This is a genomic window from Lacihabitans soyangensis (assembly GCF_024343775.1).
GTDB lineage: Bacteria > Bacteroidota > Bacteroidia > Cytophagales > Spirosomataceae > Leadbetterella > Leadbetterella soyangensis.
Genome location: NZ_RJUF01000176.1, coordinates 85,391 through 105,643 on the forward strand (window position 1 = coordinate 85,391; position 20,253 = coordinate 105,643).

Sequence of the window (20,253 nt, forward strand, 5' to 3'; positions counted from 1 at the left end):
CACACAAAAAGAGCGATTTGGGAAAATCGCTCTATTTTTTTAATAATCTCCACTGGCACCGCCGCCTCCGCCGCTGCCGCCGCCGAAGCCGCCAAAACCTCCACCTCCACCGGACCATCCGCCACCACCGCCACTCGACCATCCGCCGCCCCAGCTTCCTGTTTGACGACCCCAGCCTGTATAAGTGGTATATGGTGCAGCACTGTCGCTGAGCAATCCGCCACCGCCTCTATTATTTTTACCTATTTTGTAAAATATCCAGATGATGAATATAATGACCAGTAGAATTATTATAAAACCTAAAAAGGCGTCACCTTCTTCCTCAGGTTCGGCTTTATACTCACCTGCAGCGTATTTGAATATCTCTGTAGTACCTTCATCAAGTCCTTCATAGTATTTTAGTTCCTTGAATTTCGGCCCAATAACATTTGAAATGATTCTTTTGGCATACATATCTGGCAGTACGCCTTCCATGCCATAGCCTGTTTGAATGGCTATTTTTCTATCGCCAGGAGCCCATAATAATACTATACCGTTGTTTTTGTCTTTTTGACCGACACCCCATTCTCTCAATATTTTCAAAGCCACATCACCAGACTCGTAAGGCTGAACAGACTTAACGATAACAATGGTTAACTGAGAAGAAGTAGAGTCGTTGTAAGCTACTAGTTTTTGTTCCAAAGCTTGAATTTGAGCAGGACTCAACAAACCTCCTACAAAGTCATTGACTAATTTTGGTGGATTAGGTTTCGCTGGAATATCTTGCCCAAAACCACTTTGAAGGAAGAAAAATAAAATAATACTTGTAAGATATCTTACTATTGTCTTTTGGTTATCCACGGCTTATTTCGTCTGAAATTTCATTCTTATCGTCTGTATTGTATGGAAAATAGTGCTTAAGCTGATTTCCAGCTTCTGTAATACCCAAAGTAAGACCTTTTTCAAAGTCTCCTTTCTTGAAGTTTTCTCTGAGCAGATCTTTGGTAGAATCCCAAAAAGTCTGACCTACCTTTTCGTTAATACCTTTGTCACCCAAAATAGCAAACTTATGATCCTCGTAGGCCAAATAGAACAAAACACCATTGCGTTGGGCAGTTTTATGAAGCGATAAATACTCAAATACCTCGCTCGCCCTTTCCATAGCATCAGCACTGCTACAGTTTTCTTCAATATGCACTTTTATCTCACCTGAAGTATTTTTTTCAGCCATTTTTATGGCCTCTATGATATTTTTTTGCTGAAGTTCTGAAAGAATAAACATAAAAAAAGCCCGCCTCTCGACGGGCTATTTAATTATTTCTTAAAATCGAAATTTACGTCTGGGGCATCTTGTGCTTTTGCAGATGCTTCAAAAAAGCCCTTAGGAGCAAAACCAAACATACCTGCCAAGATATTCATAGGGAATGATCTAACTGATAGATTATACTCCCCAACTCCACCGTTAAAGTCTCTACGTGCTACAGCGATACGGTTTTCTGTTCCAGCCAATTCAGCCTGTAAATCAAGGAAGTTTTGGTTGGCCTTGAGGTTTGGATATTGCTCTACCGAAACCATCAATCTGCTCAAAGAACCACTTAGTTGGTCTTGGGCAGCCTGAAACTTCGCCATGTTTTCTGGAGTAAGGTCTTTGGCTTCAAACTTTACTTGAGTAGCAGATGCCCTTGCTTGAATAACCTCCGTAAGTGTACTTTTTTCGAAATCTGCAGCTCCTTGTACTGTTTTTACCAATGTGCTGATTAAATCCGCACGTCTTTGATATTGTGTTTGAACGTCAGCCCAAAGTTTTTGAACGTTGTTGTCTTTTCCAACCAAGCCGTTGTATGAGCTACACCCGTACATTCCAAACAACAGAAGAATTGCTACGATTGCGAGAGTTCCTTTTTTCATTTTTTAGTCTATTTTATATTAAAATTTGTCAAATTTAAATAAAGAATCCAATATCAAAAAAAATATTATTTATGGATTCTTCAAAAATCATGTTGAGCGGTAGCTTTTACCATTTTTTGTTTTTTGGTATCGGATTCCGCGGGTAATTGACACCCTCGGGAAGAGCCAAATGAAGTTCGTTGATTTCTATTAAAATCTCATTTTCAATACCTGCCAATTCTGGAACCCAATACTTTATAAATTCTGCTTGGGCGTCATATTTTTTGGCCTGACTGACTGGATTGAAATATCTATCCTCACGGGGATCGGTACCTATTCCAGCTAGGTAATTCCAATTACCCCAGTTACTACAAACCTCATAATCAATCAATTGGCTCTCGAAATACATGGCTCCCCACCACCATTCTAGACCCAAATCTTTGGTAAAAAAACTGGCCACATTTTGCCTTCCTCTGTTAGATAAGTAACCCGTAAATTTCAATTCCCGCATACAAGCATCTATAAATGGCACTCCTGTTTCACCATCCATCCATTTTTTAAAATGCTCCCTATTTCTTTTCCATTTCTTGGAAAAATCATGTTTAATACCAGCCCTTTTGAAAAGCCTGATACCAAATTTGAGAGCAATAAAATAGTAGTAGTCACGCCACAACAACTCAAAAATCAACCAATAAGTAGAATCATTGGCTCCTCTGATTTCTTCGGCCTTTTTGATTTCCTCGTAGATTTTTCTTGGAGACAAACAACCCAAACTCAAATAAACCGAAAATTTCGAGGAATAATCTTTACCCAACATTCCGTTTCTGGTTTTCTTGTAGGTATGAATAAGTTCCTTATCCCAAATATATTCCTGAAGTCTTGTCAAAGCAGCGGTTTCTCCACCTTGAAGGCCCATGGTGTCGTTTGGATGTTTTCCAAAATCCTCATAACCCAAGTCAGTCAAGGAAGGAATAGTCGTGCTTTCAAGGCTTTGGGGCGAATTAACTGTAACAACTGTTTCGAAAGTAGGCCTAACTTTCCAGAAGTTCTCGACTTTTTTCCTAAAATCTGTGAAAATATCTGGTACAAAATGTATCTGAAACGGAAGGTCTCGTACATGCACCAATGTATTACCCCAAAACAAGTCAATGTCTATATTTTTGGTTTTCAATTTTTGTGAAAAAGCAGCTTCAACGCTTGTTTCCTCTTGCGTAGCCTCTTTAGAAGTGACCACAAACTCGACTTCATACTTTACGGCAATATCAAACAATTCATGCTCAGGAATTCCAACCTTAACAATCAAATCAGACCCTATGGCTTGGAGGTTTTTTTTCAAATCTGCCAAAGATTCCAACAAGAATTTTAACCTAAATTTGCCCGTGCGTTTGAAACCTAAAAAAGTATTCTTCAGCAGCCTTGTGTCTATGACATAAACTGGCACTACATCGCCCATCTGAGTAGCTCGTACGAAAGCCTCATTATCGTGTAACCGCAGGTCGTTTCTAAACCAAAAAAGAACGTTGCTCATTGAGAAGTTTTAAAAAAACAAAGTTCCTCAATAGGTTTGGTAAAAGAAACAAAAAGCAGATTTATTTAAGTGAGCCATTCAATGCCCAATCGTAGGTATTGTAATTTACCTTGGCTTTGGCATCTATTTTAACTTTTGAATATTTGTTTAAAGTCTCCACTATAGGCGTTGGCTTGAAATCCATGCCATACCAGTCGAAAATTTTAGAAATGGTAACCTCAGATTTTGAAATCTTGTTCTTCGAGGCATCGTTTACAAACTTCTCTCCTTGATTGTGCAATTGTTCGTTAAGTCTTTCAGCAGTAAAGGCCTCATTTCTTAAAGGAGGGCATGATTTTGCAGCACAAACCAAGGCAAAGTGTATACGTGGTTCGTTGAATTGCTTGCGTATGATACCGTGCTCAATGTTATTCAAATCCATTTTTTTACCGCCAATTACAATAAATTTTACGTCCCAAGGTGTGTTGACAAACGGAATTTTTATTTTGCTACCTATATCCTTTATACTGGTGAGATTCTGATCGGCGTTATCCAATATTAACTGAATCGTAAATGCATTGTAGGCATTTATCCAATAAGCCAGTTTTTCATTGTCAGACCATGATTTGGCAGGAGCATTGTTTGAAATCATATCAAGGTATTTTTTCAACTCCTTTTGCTCTCTCTTAAAACCGCCATAGTTTACTACACCTTTGTCAGTTACATATTTTTTCAAAAGGCCGTTAAAAATTTCGTGAGAAACCGGTGCTGCATTTGAGGTAGGAGACTCTACCGCAAAACAACTTTGAAGTAGCACTAGGCCGAAAATAAAATTTAAAACGATTTTCATTACTTAGAGGTTATGATGATAGCTAAACTACGAAAAAAGTGAGAGTTTAGTTTAAAATCTTGAAAATATGTTTGTAAGCTTCACTGTTGCTAAATATTCTGGAAAAAATATATTGTTCGGCTTTTTCTCTATGGCCATATTTCGATTTTTACTGTTTTTCAAAAACCACAACATACAATTTTCCAAATTAATGGGTTCTGGAAAAAACGGAACTTTTGATATACAGCCCGACCTGGAGCAATGGGCCTACATGTGGGTGTGGGAGAATGAGGAGGATTATGCGAGATTTAAGGAAAAGTCTTGGATAATGAAATACATCCAAAAGTATTCTACGACAAACTTTACCCTATTTCTCCAACCCAAGCAATCCCATGGACTTTGGGATAAGAGAAACCCCTTCGAAGTCGAAAACAAAGGTATTTTCACTGAAAATGAAACCATAATAGTTCTTACTAGAGCAAGCATCAGGATTCAAAAGGCCGCCGATTTTTGGAGAAATGTGCCAGAAATAGCCAAAAACTTTGCTCAAAATGAGGGCTTTCTCTACTCTATTGGTGTTGGCGAAATGCCTTTTTTCAAGCAAGCAACCTTGTCAGTATGGAAAAATGAAAACAGTATGAAGGCATTTGCTTACCGAAAAAATGAACATGCTGAAGTCATCAAGAAAACACGTAGCCAAAAGTGGTATTCTGAGGAGCTTTTTGCCAGATTTAGCCTATTGGGTTACTCAGGAAACGTTCCAGTTTCTATATCGGAATGATAGATTAGTATTTACTCAATTTTGCATTTTTCCCATATTAAGGTAGAAAAAAAGCACTTAACAATTTCATAATTTACCATATCCAATATTTTAGTGTAATATTCTAAGTTTAAACTTTTTATGAAATCACTCATTTTTTTTCGTTTGAAAAAACCATTACTTTTGCATCGTTTAATTTATTTGTACTTTTGAATCAAGAACTTATTAACAAATTAACCTCAAATTTTATTTTATGAATCAAAAAACTACTTTATTAAGATTAGTTATTTCTGCATTCGCATTCATGTTCTTTACAATGCATTCTAATGCCCAAGTAACTACTGCAGCCATCACGGGTGTCGTTATCGACAAGTCTGGAGAAGGCTTACCTGGTGCTACGGTGGTAGCCTTGCACGTGCCTTCTGGCTCGAAGTATGCGGCCGTAACAAACAATTCTGGTCGTTACTCTTTACCAGCTGTTAGGGTTGGTGGTCCTTTTACAGTTACTGCTACTTTTGTAGGTTACAAAGAAGATGTAAAAACAGGTGTGATTACTAACTTAGGTACTTCGTCAAATGTAGACTTCAAATTGGCAGAAGAGGGCAAAATGCTAGATGAAGTAAGTGTTGTAGCCTCAAGATCAGACATTTTCTCATCAGGAAGAACAGGTGCGGCCTTCACCCTAGGACGTGAGGCGGTGAACAACCTACCTACCTTGAGTCGTACAATGAACAGCATCACCAAATACAATGCTTACAGCAACGGAACTTCATTTGGAGGTCAAGATAGCCGTTTCAACAACATTACTATTGACGGTTCAGTTTTCAACAACGGATTCGGACTAGGTAATGACGCCGCTGCTGGTGGACGTACAGGAACTTCTGCGATTTCTTTGGACGCGATAGAGCAAATCCAAGTTAATATTGCTCCTTTTGATATTCGTCAATCAGGCTTTGCTGGTGCAGGTATCAATGCCGTAACGAGATCTGGTAACAACGATTTTTCAGGTTCAGTTTACACGTTCATTCAAGGAGATGGATTGGTAGGTAAAAAAGCAAACGGAATTGCAATTCCAGCACCTACTTTCTCAGAGAACTCTTTCGGTTTTAGAATTGGTGGCCCAATATTGAAAAATAAACTATTTTTCTTCGCAAACGGTGAATTTTTAAGTCGTTCTAGACCAGCTCTAGACTGGATTGCTAGCCGTCCAGGTACTACTGGTGGTAGTGTTTCTCGTACGACAGCTGCGGACATTGAAGATTTAGGTAAATTTATGCAAGAGAAATTCGATTACAACATCGGTGCGGTTGACCAATTTAACAACGATGTTAAATCGAACAAATTCTTGGCTCGTTTGGATTTCAACTTGAATGAGAAAAACAAATTTACCTTGCGTTACTCTCATCATGACTCGAAATCGGACGCCTTGATATCAAACTCAAATAGTGGTAACACTGCTGGATTTGGTAACAGAACCAACTCGGCTTTGGCTCTTTCTCCTCAAAACACAGGATATATCATCCAAGATAACACTCGCTCGATTGTTGGAGAATGGAACTCTACTTTAAGTGGAAAATTAGCCAACAATTTGATTGGTACATTCAACAAACAAATTGAAGATAGAGAATACCGTACGCAATTGTTCCCTACGGTAGAGATCAGAAGAGACAATACTACTTACACTACAATTGGTTTTGATCCATTTACTCCTGATAATAGATTGGATTATTCAACTTTCAATTTGACAGACAACTTAACATACTTCGCTGGGAAGCATACGCTTACATTTGGTGGTGCCTTCGAATATTTCAAGTCGAACAACTTGTTCTTCTTTGCGAGCAACGGTGTTTGGGCATTTAACTCAATCGAAGATTTCAAAACTGCTGCGAACGCATACTTAGATAACAAAAACCTTACGGTTTCACCAGTTCCAGTTGCGAAATTTGACTACAGATACTCTTTGGTAGACGGTGGCGAAGCTCCTTGGCAGAGATTGAAAGTGTACACGACAAGTTTTTATGCTCAAGATGATTACCAAGTCACAGAGAAATTCAAATTGTCTTACGGTCTTCGTGGAGACTACATAAGTGTTGCACCAACTGCTGGTAACTATTACAATCCTGTTGTAGACGGTTTAACTTTTAAACTTCCTGATAATACTGACTACAAAATCAATATGGCCAACCTTCCAAAAGGACGATTATATTGGTCTCCAAGAATCGGATTTAACTGGGACGTTAAAGGAGACAAGACTACACAAATCAGAGGTGGTTCTGGATTATTTTTGTCAAGAATCCCTTATGTTTTGATTTCAAACCAATTGGGTAACAATGGTGTGAACATCTCTGGTATCAGCAGAACTACTGCCACGGGTGCTAATAACTTCCCATTCACATTGGATCCTTCTGTATACAGACCTGCTACTACCGATATTACCAAAATAACTGGTTACAATATCAATGCATCAGATCCTAACTTGAGATTCCCTCAAATCTGGAAAACTAACCTAGCTATTGACCAAAAACTTCCTTGGGGCATAGTTGGTACAATAGAAGGTATTTTCAACAAAAACATAAATGCGTTGAAATATATCGATGCCAACTTGAAACCAGCAGCTGCAATATTCTCTGGATTGGATAACAGAAACAGATACCCAGCCTCAGCAGTTGCTGGAACAAGCAGATACATCAATCCTCAAATCAACGGAGCTTTGATGCTTACTAATACCGACGAGGGATACTCATACAGTTTAACCACCAAATTAGAGAAGCCAATGGGTGCTAATGGAATAGGTGGAATGGTGGGTTATACCTATGCAAAAGCCAGAGATATCGCTTCTGTTTCTTCTACAGTTGATTTGAATACTGCTTCGGTTCAGGGTCTAAACTATCTTGAACTAGCCTACTCTCAAAATGACCTACGTCACAGATTTGTGGGTTATGTAAATAAAAGATTTGTTTATGGTGGCGAGTTTGGTGGAGCAACTATGCTTACATTGGGTATGACCTCACAAAGTGGATTTAAAGTTTCTTATGTTTCTGGAAATGATATTAACGGAGATGGCGTTACCTTGAACGACCTCTTGTTCATTCCTAATAACGGAAACCAAACGGCTTTCGCTCAGTTTACAAGTACTTACACTGACGCCGCAGGTGCAAGACAAACCATTACTTGGACTCCTGCTCAACAACAAGAAGCTTGGGAGAAATTGATTGAGAACAATCCTTACTTGAAAACCAGAAGAGGCAAATATGCTGAAAGAAACGGTGGATACTCTCCATGGTTGACAAGATTTGACTTTACTGCTGAGCAAGATATTTACATCAACGTAGGTGGTAAGAAAAATACGCTTCGTTTCCGTGCTGATATCTTGAACGTAGGTAACATGATCAACAACAAATGGGGTGTTGGTAACCTACTAGGTACTCCAAATGTAATGACATTGGCTAGTACTGTGAACGGTGTTCCTACCTATAGATTGGCTACTCAAACAATAGACGGAGTTCCTAATTTGATTAGAGATTCGTTTGTAAAAGCAGTTAATATTGATAACGTATTCCAAGTTCAATTGGGATTAAGATATATCTTTAACTAATTCTGGAAATATATTCTTTAAGAAAATCTCGTACTTAGGTGCGAGATTTTTTTTTGCTTAAATTGCAAGCCTTAGACGTTTTGAGATGGATAAAATCATAAACAAAGACTTAATACTGAGGGAAAAATTGGCATTGCAAAGAACAGTCTTGGCCAATCAGTCAACGCTGTTGGCATTCTTAAGGACTGCCTTGTATTTTTCTATAGCAGCACTAAGTCTACATAACTTATTAAAGATTGATAATTCGCTTTATTTAGAAATTGGCCTTTATGCGATTTCAATTTTACTATTGATTTCTGGAATTACAAACTTTCTAGTTCATAGAAAACGAATATTGAAGAGTGAGAAAAACATTGGAAATTACAAAGACGAATATTTAAAAGAGTAACAAATGGATTTAAATCTAAAAAACAAAAATGCCTTTGTAGGTGGCAGCTCAAAAGGAATTGGTTTCGCAACGGCCGTTGAACTCGCAAATCTTGAAGCTAATGTAACCTTGGTAGGCAGAAACGAAGAGCTGCTGAAACAAAAACTAACCGAATTACCTGTCATCTCCTCGGCCCAAGTTCACGACTACATTGTATTGGATTATACAGATATAGAGAACTTAAAAACGGTTGCTCAACAACTGGCTTCAAAGAAAAAATATCAAATATTAGTCAACAATACTGGTGGCCCAGCGGGTGGGGATATTATTAATGAAAGCCCAGAAAAGTTCGAGCATGTCTTTCAGCAACATTTGATAGCCAATCAAATTCTTACTCAAGCGTTTGTAACTGCAATGAAAGAAACGGGCTTTGGAAGAATTGTAAATGTAATATCGGTTTCGGTTAAACAACCTTTGGTGGGTCTTGGGGTTTCAAATACCATCAGATGGGCAGTTGCCTCATGGGCAAAGACCCTTTCTAAAGAAATCGCTCATTTTGGAATAACTGTAAACAATGTATTACCTGGATATACCCTAACCGGACGATTGGATGAGGTTCTAACTCAGAAATCTGTTGCATCAAATGTGGCAAGATCCGAAATAGAAAATCAAATTTTGACAAACATCCCTACCGGCAAATTTGCTACTGCCGAAGAAGTGGGGGCGGCGGTTGCATTTTTATGTTCGCCTATCGCAGCTTCAATCAACGGTGTAAACTTGCCTGTTGATGGAGGTCTCTCGATGAGTCTTTGAAAAAAAGGCGTTTTTGATAACTCAGAAAACTAATTTGAAGTAAATTGCGTTGAATTTAAATAAACAAACCTTTAATATTGTATGAGAAAACTTATTGTACTTGCTCTTTCGGTAATGTCTTTAGGTGCATTTGCACAAGGAATCAAAACTCCTGCTCCTAGTCCAGGACAAACAATCAAACAAGACTTTGCTCTTTCAAGCGTGGAAGTTGTCTATTCTAGACCGGCTGCCAAAGGAAGAAAAATATTTGGCGATTTGGTTCCATATGGAAAAATGTGGAGAACAGGAGCAAACTCACAAACCTTAATTACTTTCGGTGAAGATGTAACCGTTGGAGGAAAAGCTGTGAAGGCTGGAAAATACTCGCTTTTGTCTATTCCTGGAAAGTCTGAGTGGGAAATCATCCTTGCAAAACCCGAAACGAGCGTATTCAACTACAAAGCAGAAAACGAAGTAACGCGTTTCACGGCAAAATCTACAACTTTGCCAATGAATGTTGAAAACTTCATGATTTTGTTTGGAGCTCAAACATCAAACAGCGTAAACATGAGCATTATATGGGAAAACACCGAGGTTGAGTTTCCAATTGTTGCTGATATCGACACCAAAATCATGGCGGATATAGATAAAGCTATGAATGTTGATAGTAAGCCTTATTTTGCTGCTGCTTCGTATTATTTTGACAATGGCAAAGACCTAACCAAAGCTTTGGCTTGGGCAAATAGAGCGGTAGATGCTCAACCTGATGCTTATTGGATTGCTCACCTTAAAGCAAAAATTCAAGCAAAATCTGGCGATAAAGCTGGTGCAATAGCAACTGCTAAAAAATCTTTGGAATTGGCCACAAAGGGAAATAATCCTGACTATGTTGCTTTGAACGAGAAATTGATAAAATCTCTGAACTGATAATTGAGAATTTTATAAACCAGAAGAGGGAGCCAAAAGCTTCCTCTTTTATTTTATAGGTAAAATGATAATAGCCTTAGTGCCTAACGGTTGTTGATTGTTGTCAACCATATCTTCAAAATCCATCACAATCTCTTTATTGATATTTTTGGCAAAGTTTTCCAGACGCTCCTTGGTCAGTTTCAGGCCAATAGAGTTTTGTTTGGATACCTTATTCTCCTTTATTTCTTGGGCTTTTTGTCGGCCAATACCGTTATCCACTATCTCAAACGAAATCTGACCCTTAACCCTGTTGGTAATATATATTTTCAAATTCTTATCCCCAACTTTATTAGACAAACCATGCCAAATGGCGTTTTCAATGAAAGGCTGTAGAATCATGGAAGGAATTTTGATTCGCTCGGTGTCAATGCTTTCATCTATGATTACATCATAATGAATCTTTTCTGTGAATCGGATGCTCTCAATATTGACATAAAGTTCCATCATTTCGAGTTCTTCCTTCAGACTAATTTCCTTCTCCCTTGAGTTTGATAGTATGGCTCTAATGAGTTTAGAGAATTTATTAAGGTAATAGACTGCATTTTCCTTTTCGTTATTAATGATATATAACTTTATGGAATTCAAAGAGTTAAACAGAAAATGAGGATTCATTTGAGACCTCATCATCTGCTGCTCTAACATCAAAACTTTCTTTTCACTCTTCAGTTGATATTGTCTATACCAAATAAACAAAAGACCAGCCAGTAGGGCTAGTAATACTCCTGCGAAAATCATTATTCGTTGATTTTCAAAAAGCCGGTATTTAACTAATTCATTCTCTTTTTCAAGTAGGGCAATTTGACTCTCTTTTTTCTCATTGTCATACTTTACAATCAACTCGGCCGTATATCGAAGATTCTCTTCATTAAGTATTTTCTCACTAAATTCTTGTTTCTTTTTCAAATTTTCTAAAGCCTTTGGATATTCACCTTTGGATTCGTATAGGTATGCCAAATGCGTGTAGGCCTCAGAAGTAGATGAGTTGAAACTATTGGCAATGGCCATTTCTAAACCACTTTGCAAATATTTCTCCGCATTCGGATAATCTTTGAGTATACTCAATGCCCAACCTGAGTTAACCTTGGCCATTGTAATATAATATTTATCCCCAAGTTTTTCGGCCAATGCGATGGTTGGGAGAATCCTTCGAAGACCTTCTTCTGGCTTATTTTGTTTTATAAGTATCTGTCCAATAGAATTTTCACAAATAATCTTACCCAATTCGGATTTAATTTGCAAGTTATATTCCAAAGAAGTTTTATAATTCTGAAGGGCCGCATCAAGCTTATTTTGAGCTTCTTTGATAATTCCGATGTTCTGATAATTGATAGCTAAACCTAATTTATTCTCTAGCTTTTTCTCAATTTCCATTGATTTGGTAAACTGCTGTTCGGCCAATTCGTATTGTTTTAAAACCAAATAAATGTTACCAATACTATTTAATGAAACGGCTGTGCTTCTTAATATACTTTCAGACTTGTGCTTTATTTTGTCAGAAATACTTAGTGCTTGTTTGTGATAATCCAATGCCAATCGTACCTCGTCTAGTCGTCGGTAAGATACGCCTAGCATGTTTAAACTGGAAACAATTGATTCAGCGTGTTTAAGTTCTTCAGCAGCTTTAAGTGCCATCTGATGTAGACGTATGGATTCTTTATAATTGGAGGTATTTCTAGCCAATACACCCAATGAATTCAATCCGAATATTCTGCCTAGTTCAAATCCTGAAACCTCTGAAAGTTGCCTCATAGCAGCAGAGTCACGCTTAAAGGCAGCAAAGGCTTTGTCCATTTCTGTTAAATCGAGATTTGGTTTATCTTTCAATGAACTGATGACTTCTGCCAAATTTTCTTGACCAAATGCACCAAAACTTAATACGAAAAAGAAAATGATAAGGATATTTTTTTTCATTTATTTATCCAGAAAAAGCCCCTTTTTTGTTCTTGAAACCGGTATGTGTTTTCCATTTGTGAGCACCAAATAGCCCTCATTTTTTTGATATTCCCTAACTTTGTTGAGGTTGACTACGAACGAATTATGAACTCGATAAAAAATACTTTTAGGCAATTTTTCTTCTATATTTTTTAGAATTTGGGTCAAAAAAAGCTTTTGTCCATTTTCCAAATAAACATTACAGTAGTTGCCGTCACTTTCACAAAAAAGTATTTCGTTGGGTTCTAAAAAGTATATTTTACCATCACAACTGATATTGATTTTTTTAGAACCTATTGACTGTAAAGTATTGATATTAAGAAGCATATCTTCCAAAATATCCTTAATGTTAGTAGAATTTTTATGAGCTCTTATTTTTTCAATAGACTTAATGAGGTCATCGGAATCGATAGGTTTAAGCAAGTAATCAAGTGCCTGCATTTTTAGGGCTTGAATTCCATATTGATCATAGGCTGTGGTAATAATAACCGAGAAGTCACGCTGTGGAAAAAACTCAAGAAAATGGAAGCCGTCCATCTGGGGCATGTCGATGTCTAAAAAGATACAATCGATGGAATTACTCTGCAAAAAGTCTTTTGCCTCGAATGGATTGGTAAATGTAGCCAACACGTTCACGTTAGGACAAAAACTCTTAAGTTCCCACTCCAAACTTTGAATCGCCTTGGATTCATCGTCTAATATTACTACGTTTAACATAATGGTAAGAATGTCTCATAAATATAATAAAAACAAACCACTAAGAAATCAATTATGTATAAACAGTGTTTATTTGCATATAATCTGTAGAACAATTTGTGTAATCAGAAATTCTAAAACCTATTTTTTTCAAAAATATCGAGCCATGAAAAATTTAACATGGGTGTTTTTACTTTTCTCTGGGGTATTTGTTTTTACAATTAGCTGTAATAAAAATGTCGTAGATTTAGAAAAAACCAGCACTTTCGAAAACATTCAAACCGAAATTCTAAATACTTCATGTGCTGTATCTGGCTGTCATCTTAGCGAATCAGATGGTACTTTCCCACAGCATGGTCTAATATTAGCTGAGGGAAAATCTTACCAAAACCTGATAAATGCAACTCCAAAAAATCCAACTGCGAAAGATGAAAACTTAAAGCGGGTTTTACCTTTTGATGCCGAAAATAGTCTGATGTTTCAAAAAATGCTTTTCGAAACTAGTCACAAAAGCAACAAGAACTTTGGTAGCATAATGCCTTTGGGTAAAGACATGCTATTTACTGGCCAAATTGAGTATATCAGAAGATGGATTGAAGCGGGAGCACCCCAAGAAGGAAATGTTGTTGATGTCAGTCTATTAGACGACAAAACGCCTGTTTTAAAGAAATTCGACCCGCTTGCCGCACCGACAGCCGATCAAGGTTTTCAAATGAAACTGGAGCCGTTTGAAATCTATCCGTATTTCGAGAGGGAAATCTTCGTTCGTAAACCTTTGAACAATAAAGAAAACGTATTCGTGAATAAATTTCAACTAAAAATGCACCCCGGAAGTCATCATTTTATTTTGTATGGCTTTCGAAACAATCAAAATCTTCCACAAATTAACGAAATCAGGGATTTACGCAATAAAGATTTGTCCTTTAACTTCCTTACCCTTCAGCAAATCGGCAATCATGTTTTTTATTTTGGAGGAAGTGAAAGCAATTTCACCTTTAATTTTCCAGAAGGTACAGCAGTTGAACTTCCTGCCAACATGACTTTTGATGTTAACTCGCATTATTTCAACAAAGGTGCAAAGTCCTACAATGGTGAAGTATACATAAACTTATATACCGTACCCAAAGAAAAAGTAAAAAAGACATTAAAGGTACTGGACTTGGGCAACACCAACTTTGTCCTGCCTCCTAAGAAAACAACAACCGTTACCAAAGACTTCAAATTCGACAAAAACGTTAGAATTGTGACCCTGTTTTCACATACACACAAGCTAGGAGAAAAGTTTGAAGTATTAATTAAAGGGGGGGCCAGAAATGGTGAAGTGATATACACATCTACAAATTGGGAACATCCAGCTAAAATAGACTACGCCATCCCCATAGCACTGAAAGCAGGAGAAAGCCTAACCTCAAGAATAACCTATAACAATTACACGGATCAAACCATCAGATTTGGATTTACCTCCGAGGACGAAATGGGAATTATTTTTGGGTATTATTATGAAGAGTAGGGTTGGTTCATTAGTTATTGGTATACTGGTTATTGGTTGACGGGTTATTAGTTGACGGGTTATTGGTGAATTAGTAACTCGGACACTGAGCGGAGTCGAAATGTCGGAATTGGACACTGAGCGGAGCCGAAGTGTGGTTACTGGTTGAGTGGTTATTATTTGAGTGTTTATTGGCAAATTCATCACCCGAACACTGAACGGAGCCGAAGTGTCGGAGTTGGACACTGAGCGGAGCCGAAGTGTAGGAGTTGGACACTGAGCGGAGCCGAAGTGTCAGAGTTTTACACTGAGCACAATGAAATTCAGATGATAATCTGAATGAAATTTCGACCGGTAGGTCTCGAAGTGTGGTTACTGAAAAGTTAAATACCAGGACAATGAGCAAAATAAAATTCAGATGAAAATCTAAATGAAATTGAGACCGATAGGTCCCGAAGTTTGAGTATTCGGACACTGAGCAGAGCCGAAGTGTCGGAGTTAGACACTGAGCGGAGCCGACGTCGGAGTTGGACACTGAGCGGTCCCGAAGTTTGAGTATTCGGACACTGAGCGGAGCCGAAGTTTGAGTATTCGGACACTGAGCGGTCCCGAAGTGTGATGTTGAGACTTATTTTCTAGCTCGCTCTTTTCCAAAAAAAGACATAAAAAAAGGAGCGAATCGCTCCTTTTTCTGTTATCCTTATTTCTTCTTTCTGTGTACTTTTATCATATCGGCATCGGCCAATATTCTTCCGCAATGCTCACAGATGATGATTTTTTGCTTATCCATAATATCCGCCTGACGCTGCGGTGGTACCACGTTGAAACAGCCTCCACAAGCACCTCTGTCAACAGCTACTACCGCCAAACCATTCTTGGCACCTCCACGGATTCTGATATAAGCTTTAAGAAGTCTGTCCTCAACCTTCTTAGATTGTTTCTCCGACTGCTTCATTAATTTCTCCTCTTCGTCTTGGCTATCAGACACCAACTTGTCCAATTCCTGACGCTTCTGCTCCAATACCTCTGATCTTTTCTCCTTGGCAGCATTGGTATCTTCTATTTCTTTTTCTTTAACGCTAATTTTGTATTCAGCTTCTCTTACTCTTTTTTCAGATAATTGAATCTCCAATTCTTGCAACTCAAGTTCTTTCGTAATGGCGTCAAACTCACGGTTGTTACGAACATTCATTTGCTGATCCTTATATTTGGTTATAAGTTTTTCAGCATCTTTTTTGTTCTGGATATGACGCTCGATTTCCTCTTTGAGTGCGTTTATCTCTATTTGGAATTTACCAATTCTGGTTTCGATTCCAATCACCTCGTCTTCAAGGTCTTTCACTTCCTCTGGCAAATCGCCACGAAGCTTTCTTAATTGATCTAATCTTGAATCAATTTCCTGTAATTCCAAAAGTGTAACCAGCTTGTCTGCTATTGTAATCTCCATATACTTAAGAATGTAAAAAGAACACCTCTTTTAATGATAATATTTAATTGGATTCGTATCTATTTCCGATAAATAGGACGCAAAATTAGTGAATTTTTTTGAAATTATTTCTACAATTAAATCTTTTGTGTATACTTCGCTCTCAAAATGTCCAATATCTGCTATCATTATCTCATTTTCTGCATCAAAAAACTCATGATATTTGTAATCGGCCGTTACAAATGCATCAGCACCTTGTCTTTTAGCATCTGCCAAAAGGAAACTTCCAACTCCACCGCATACCGCCACTTTCTTGATTTTTTCAGATTTTGTTTCAGTAAACCTGATAACATTCAAATTCATGCAATTTTTGAGGTAGGCCAAAAACTCAGATTTGGTCATGGCCTCAGATAAGTTTCCAATGGCACCAGAACCCACCGCTTGGTTTTGGTTTTCTATTCTGTGTAAATAATAGGCTACTTCTTTGTACATGTGGTTTTTACGCATGGTCTCCAATATTTTACTCTCCAAATACGCTGGAAAAACTACTTCAATTCTGTTTTCCTCTACTTCCTCGTACTTATTATTTTGGCCTATCACAGGTGTTGCCACCGAATTGGGCTTAAAACTCCCTATTCCAGTAGATTTAAAACTACAGTTGGAATAGTTTCCAATTTCACCCGCACCTGCAGCATAAAAGGCATCTTGAAGTCTTGGTGTATTTTCTATGGGGCAAAAAACAGTAAGCTTCATCAAAGTATCCGACTTGGGTTTTAGGATACTTACATTTTGCAGATTAAGTTTCTCGGCTATTTTGAAATTAACACCATTCGTTACATTATCCAAATTGGTATGAATGGCATAAATAGCAATATCGTTTTTAATAGCCTTAATAACCGACTTTTCAATGTAGTTTTTGCCATTCAATTTCTTCAAACCTTTGAAAATCAATGGATGATGGGCAATAACCAAATTGCATTTCTTAGCAATGGCCTCATCTATGACTTCCAAAGTAACATCCAAGCTTACCAAAACATTGGTAACTTCTGCATTAGCTTCACCCACAATGAGACCACAATTGTCATAATCTTCCTGATAACTCAGTGGAGCTATCTTTTCTAAATAATCTGTAAGTTCTTTTATTGTCATTTTTGAAATATTCAATCAATTCAGCAATTTACTAAATTTTTCCTATTAAATTTTCTTGCTGAAAAACTACTCGACCTTCAGGTTTTTCTTTGCCTGTGGCTACATCATAAGGGAGCAATACCGAGCGTGGGAATATAACATCGGCACTTAGGCTGGCTTCTTGAAAGTCGTTACAGTCGAAATTGACAAATGTCTTAGAACCATCGTAATCTCTGTCGCCTTTACCTGAGCCACCACGGAGTCTGATGGTCCATTTGTCACCCGGAATGAGGTAGTCGCCAAGAAGTACAGCTCTAAAACCACCCCCATCCACAAAGCCGTTGCGGGTGAACTTGATACCATCTACACCAAAGAAGAGGTCTCTTTGGGTGTTATCAACGGTGAATACTATACGGGCAAAAACGGTTACTTCAGCATAGGTTGGGAAAAACTTGGCTTCTAAAACCCCTAGAGTTACCCTTGCGTCGTCTTTAAGTTTGGCTGTAAGACCAATCGGCAAACGGGTGAGGTCTTCAAAGTTTAGACTGAGGATGTCTTTTACTTTTTCTGGATTGTCGTCGAGATAGCTCATGAGTTTTTGAGCTACTTGTCTGTCTGACTCGGCTGCAAGACTTACGGTCTCCTGCATGTCTTGCATTTGGTCCACAAAGTTGAGGTTAGCGGCATTTGCAGCAAGGCTTTGCTCCAAGCCTGCGAGGGCTTTGTTGAGCTGAAGCTGCTGAGCAGCGTTCAATGCAGTAGCAGAGCCCTTGATTTGCTTTGTGGGTGGGTCACCAGCTGCCAGTAAATTGACAGCGGTACTGATGTATAGCAGTAGGCTTAATAAAAGTGGTTTTAGCATCCGTATATTTGGGTTAATGGGGTTTTTATTTTTAATCAATTTTTATAATTTCTTATATTTTTTACGGTTATTGAATGACTGATGTCCTAAAACAAACACCTCGTTTTGATTATTCAATATATATTTTGTACTCATTTCCTTCTCGTTTCAAATTTACTTTCTGCGGTCAAATACCGCATTACACACGTGCGAAGGCAATAGCCTTTTGACAAAGAGTTATAAAAAAGCTTCAATTTCTTTTAAAATATCATACCCTTTATAATTTTCTAATGCATTAATAGGTATCATTTCTTTAGGTAATAGGGGATTATCAATATTTACAAGAATACCTTTTCTTAATGCAAGTTTTGCCAAAGTAAGAGCCTCAAGATTTAAATAATCTTTTATCACTGTAGGTTGTTCCTGTTTATTATGTTTAGAAAGTATTTCTTTTATACCCTCTTCAATAGTATTTTTATCAAATTCCATCAACCCTTTAAATGCAATTGAAATTCCACTATAATTTTTTGCATTACCCTTTCTAGTATGACGTTCTAGATTTGTTATTTGTTCAATTAAATATTTATTATCTCCCCTCATACAAGCTTGAATGGCTTTAGCAAAACAAGCTCCAAAAGTGTCTAAAAAATTATCTTCATATATTGAGAGGCGATTAATAAGTTTAGGGTTATCACTTAAAATACTATACATGAAACCGTTAGAAACTAAAAACAAATTACTACTTGTATAGGTACCCTTATCATAATTTTCATGCAAGAACAGTTTTAACAAAGCTGCCCTAAAAAAGCAATTTTTACCTTTGTATATATCCTTTTTTCCAAATATTTCATTGGCGGCAATTTGCAAATTGCAACTTATCAAATTCATTATCAAGTACTCTGCATTGTATTCAGGATTTTTAAGATATTCCAAATAGAGATGCTCGTTTTTTGAACAGAGCTCAAGCTTTTCTTGCAATTCTTGAATCATATAAATTTAAAAGTTATCAAGTTTAAGAATAATTACCTGCTTCAAATTTTTATCAATTGTGACTACAAATCTCTCAACTTTATTTTGTAACATTAATATATTCATGGAGTTTCCTACTTCCTGAATTACTTGGTCAGAATTAGTAATCATTAGGTTTATGTTCGATTGTATCCATTGCATACTCATTTGTGTCCCGCTGTTCACGGTCGACGGTAATTCGACAGAAGTGCCGGACAAAGGTTTAGCTTCAAATATTCTTAAAGATGTTGGGTTTGACTTGTTTGGAACAAAGGAAAGAATATCAAATCCGTTACCGCTATTATTTATTTTGGTGCTATGTTGAATTAAGTGGGTAAGATAAAATTTGTTTCTGATATTTGTTCAATGAATAGTGAACAAATATTTCAATTGGCTTTAGGTTTAAATGAGCCGTGGTATGTTTCAAAAGTAGAGTTTTTGGATGGGGATTATCAAAAAGAGCTTCATTTAACGATTGACTACAAAGTTGGATTTTTTATTGATAAGACTGGCAAGAGTACTGTACATGATAGAGTAGATAGGAAGTGGCGGCACCAGAATTTTTTTGAGCATAAGTGTTACCTACATTGTAAAATACCACGTGTAAAAACTGTTGAGAATAAGGTTGAACAAGTCTCAGTACCGTGGGCACGGGAAGGTAGTGGTTTTACACTTCTGTTTGAGGCATTTAGTATGTTGTTAATAGAGCAAGAAATGCCAGTCAACAAGGTAGGCAAAGTGATTGGAGTTTACCCCAATCGCATCTGGAATATCTTTAATTATTGGCTTGGAATTGCTTATTGTGGTGCAGATCATAGTGATATTTCAACATTGGGAATAGACGAGACAAGTTCTAAAAAGGGGCATGATTATATAACCGTTGCGGTGGATATGAAAACTTCAAGGGTAGTACATGCAACTGAGGGCAAGGGAGCAGACACCATTACGAAAATAGCTGATTATCTGGAAACTAAAGGTACCCAGAGACAGAATATCAAGCAAGTTTGTATAGACTTATCACCCTCTTTTATCAGTGGTGTGGAGTCAG

At 37.4% G+C, this 20,253-nt stretch carries 18 protein-coding genes; 7 read left to right on the forward strand and 11 right to left on the reverse strand.

The features are described from left to right. Positions 1-39: 39 nt before the first annotated feature. The 5 genes from EGI31_RS17755 to EGI31_RS17775 all read right to left on the reverse strand — a co-directional run bounded on the left by EGI31_RS17755 (position 40) and on the right by EGI31_RS17775 (position 4,223). Positions 40-840 carry a TPM domain-containing protein gene (locus EGI31_RS17755; RefSeq protein WP_310586226.1) on the reverse strand — a complete coding sequence of 267 codons (801 nt, stop codon included), beginning with the start codon at positions 838-840 and terminating at the stop codon, positions 40-42. Then, positions 833-1,261 (reverse strand): TPM domain-containing protein, encoded by a 429-nt coding sequence (locus EGI31_RS17760; protein ID WP_255038498.1) that lies wholly within the window; start codon positions 1,259-1,261, stop codon positions 833-835. Before EGI31_RS17760 ends, EGI31_RS17755 begins: the two co-directional genes overlap by 8 nt. 32 nt (positions 1,262-1,293) lie before the next feature. After that, complete coding sequence (locus EGI31_RS17765; protein WP_255038499.1) at positions 1,294-1,887, reverse strand: LemA family protein; 594 nt, start codon at positions 1,885-1,887, stop codon at positions 1,294-1,296. Between the two features lie 106 nt (positions 1,888-1,993). Then, positions 1,994-3,394 carry a DASH family cryptochrome gene (locus EGI31_RS17770; RefSeq protein ID WP_255038500.1) on the reverse strand — a complete coding sequence of 467 codons (1,401 nt, stop codon included), beginning with the start codon at positions 3,392-3,394 and terminating at the stop codon, positions 1,994-1,996. A gap of 61 nt (positions 3,395-3,455) precedes the next feature. Beyond that, positions 3,456-4,223: a DUF547 domain-containing protein gene (locus EGI31_RS17775; protein ID WP_255038501.1), complete on the reverse strand. Its 768-nt coding sequence runs from the start codon at positions 4,221-4,223 to the stop codon at positions 3,456-3,458. 190 nt (positions 4,224-4,413) lie between these two features. On the opposite strand from EGI31_RS17775, the gene EGI31_RS17780 reads away from it, so the two are divergent. The 5 genes from EGI31_RS17780 to EGI31_RS17800 all read left to right on the forward strand — a co-directional run bounded on the left by EGI31_RS17780 (position 4,414) and on the right by EGI31_RS17800 (position 10,643). Beyond that, a complete protein-coding gene (locus EGI31_RS17780; protein ID WP_255038502.1) occupies positions 4,414-4,983 on the forward strand; it encodes a DUF3291 domain-containing protein in 570 nt (189 codons plus the stop codon). A gap of 232 nt (positions 4,984-5,215) precedes the next feature. Further along, a complete protein-coding gene (locus EGI31_RS17785; RefSeq protein WP_255038503.1) occupies positions 5,216-8,557 on the forward strand; it encodes a TonB-dependent receptor in 3,342 nt (1,113 codons plus the stop codon). 85 nt (positions 8,558-8,642) lie between these two features. Beyond that, entirely contained in the window at positions 8,643-8,945 is a 303-nt protein-coding gene (locus EGI31_RS17790; protein ID WP_255038504.1) for a DUF202 domain-containing protein, read from the forward strand. Positions 8,946-8,948: 3 nt separating this feature from the next. Then, positions 8,949-9,737, forward strand: coding sequence for an SDR family oxidoreductase (locus EGI31_RS17795; RefSeq protein ID WP_255038505.1), 789 nt, complete (start codon positions 8,949-8,951; stop codon positions 9,735-9,737). An 81-nt stretch (positions 9,738-9,818) separates the two neighbouring features. Further along, on the forward strand, positions 9,819-10,643 hold the full coding sequence (locus EGI31_RS17800; protein ID WP_255038506.1) for a DUF2911 domain-containing protein: 825 nt from the start codon (positions 9,819-9,821) through the stop codon (positions 10,641-10,643). 48 nt (positions 10,644-10,691) lie between these two features. Here the strand turns inward: EGI31_RS17800 and EGI31_RS17805 are convergent, their stop codons facing one another. Beyond that, a complete protein-coding gene (locus EGI31_RS17805) occupies positions 10,692-12,596 on the reverse strand; it encodes a tetratricopeptide repeat-containing sensor histidine kinase (protein WP_255038507.1) in 1,905 nt (634 codons plus the stop codon). Then, the gene (locus EGI31_RS17810; protein WP_255038508.1) at positions 12,597-13,334 is read right to left on the reverse strand and encodes a LytR/AlgR family response regulator transcription factor; all 738 of its coding nucleotides are present in this window, start codon (positions 13,332-13,334) and stop codon (positions 12,597-12,599) included. It abuts the gene before it with no gap. Between the two features lie 145 nt (positions 13,335-13,479). Between EGI31_RS17810 and EGI31_RS17815 the strand changes: the two genes are divergently transcribed. Then, positions 13,480-14,823: a monooxygenase gene (locus EGI31_RS17815; RefSeq protein WP_255038509.1), complete on the forward strand. Its 1,344-nt coding sequence runs from the start codon at positions 13,480-13,482 to the stop codon at positions 14,821-14,823. Between the two features lie 679 nt (positions 14,824-15,502). Here the strand turns inward: EGI31_RS17815 and EGI31_RS17820 are convergent. From EGI31_RS17820 to EGI31_RS17835, 4 genes are all read right to left on the reverse strand, one after another. Continuing rightward, on the reverse strand, positions 15,503-16,249 hold the full coding sequence (locus EGI31_RS17820; RefSeq protein ID WP_255038510.1) for a zinc ribbon domain-containing protein: 747 nt from the start codon (positions 16,247-16,249) through the stop codon (positions 15,503-15,505). A 30-nt stretch (positions 16,250-16,279) separates the two neighbouring features. After that, the gene (locus EGI31_RS17825; protein ID WP_255038511.1) at positions 16,280-17,377 is read right to left on the reverse strand and encodes a Nif3-like dinuclear metal center hexameric protein; all 1,098 of its coding nucleotides are present in this window, start codon (positions 17,375-17,377) and stop codon (positions 16,280-16,282) included. A 31-nt stretch (positions 17,378-17,408) separates the two neighbouring features. Continuing rightward, positions 17,409-18,218, reverse strand: coding sequence for a hypothetical protein (locus EGI31_RS17830; protein ID WP_255038512.1), 810 nt, complete (start codon positions 18,216-18,218; stop codon positions 17,409-17,411). Between the two features lie 216 nt (positions 18,219-18,434). Further along, the gene (locus EGI31_RS17835; protein ID WP_255038513.1) at positions 18,435-19,187 is read right to left on the reverse strand and encodes an Imm49 family immunity protein; all 753 of its coding nucleotides are present in this window, start codon (positions 19,185-19,187) and stop codon (positions 18,435-18,437) included. Between the two features lie 384 nt (positions 19,188-19,571). On the opposite strand from EGI31_RS17835, the gene EGI31_RS17840 reads away from it, so the two are divergent. Further along, on the forward strand, positions 19,572-20,253 hold a 682-nt coding region (locus EGI31_RS17840), incomplete at its 3' end, for a transposase (RefSeq protein WP_255036274.1).

What these genes read in the sequence shown, in the direction of transcription:
- EGI31_RS17760 (WP_255038498.1), bottom strand. Translation starts at nt 1,261, where the DNA reads ATGTTTATTCTTTCAGAACTTCAGCAAAAAAATATCATAGAGGCCATA.
- EGI31_RS17765 (WP_255038499.1), bottom strand. Translation starts at nt 1,887, where the DNA reads ATGAAAAAAGGAACTCTCGCAATCGTAGCAATTCTTCTGTTGTTTGGA.
- EGI31_RS17770 (WP_255038500.1), bottom strand. Translation starts at nt 3,394, where the DNA reads ATGAGCAACGTTCTTTTTTGGTTTAGAAACGACCTGCGGTTACACGAT.
- EGI31_RS17775 (WP_255038501.1), bottom strand. Translation starts at nt 4,223, where the DNA reads ATGAAAATCGTTTTAAATTTTATTTTCGGCCTAGTGCTACTTCAAAGT.
- EGI31_RS17780 (WP_255038502.1), top strand. Translation starts at nt 4,414, where the DNA reads ATGGGTTCTGGAAAAAACGGAACTTTTGATATACAGCCCGACCTGGAG.
- EGI31_RS17785 (WP_255038503.1), top strand. Translation starts at nt 5,216, where the DNA reads ATGAATCAAAAAACTACTTTATTAAGATTAGTTATTTCTGCATTCGCA.
- EGI31_RS17790 (WP_255038504.1), top strand. Translation starts at nt 8,643, where the DNA reads ATGGATAAAATCATAAACAAAGACTTAATACTGAGGGAAAAATTGGCA.
- EGI31_RS17795 (WP_255038505.1), top strand. Translation starts at nt 8,949, where the DNA reads ATGGATTTAAATCTAAAAAACAAAAATGCCTTTGTAGGTGGCAGCTCA.
- EGI31_RS17800 (WP_255038506.1), top strand. Translation starts at nt 9,819, where the DNA reads ATGAGAAAACTTATTGTACTTGCTCTTTCGGTAATGTCTTTAGGTGCA.
- EGI31_RS17805 (WP_255038507.1), bottom strand. Translation starts at nt 12,596, where the DNA reads ATGAAAAAAAATATCCTTATCATTTTCTTTTTCGTATTAAGTTTTGGT.
- EGI31_RS17810 (WP_255038508.1), bottom strand. Translation starts at nt 13,334, where the DNA reads ATGTTAAACGTAGTAATATTAGACGATGAATCCAAGGCGATTCAAAGT.
- EGI31_RS17815 (WP_255038509.1), top strand. Translation starts at nt 13,480, where the DNA reads ATGAAAAATTTAACATGGGTGTTTTTACTTTTCTCTGGGGTATTTGTT.
- EGI31_RS17820 (WP_255038510.1), bottom strand. Translation starts at nt 16,249, where the DNA reads ATGGAGATTACAATAGCAGACAAGCTGGTTACACTTTTGGAATTACAG.
- EGI31_RS17825 (WP_255038511.1), bottom strand. Translation starts at nt 17,377, where the DNA reads ATGACAATAAAAGAACTTACAGATTATTTAGAAAAGATAGCTCCACTG.
- EGI31_RS17830 (WP_255038512.1), bottom strand. Translation starts at nt 18,218, where the DNA reads ATGCTAAAACCACTTTTATTAAGCCTACTGCTATACATCAGTACCGCT.
- EGI31_RS17835 (WP_255038513.1), bottom strand. Translation starts at nt 19,187, where the DNA reads ATGATTCAAGAATTGCAAGAAAAGCTTGAGCTCTGTTCAAAAAACGAG.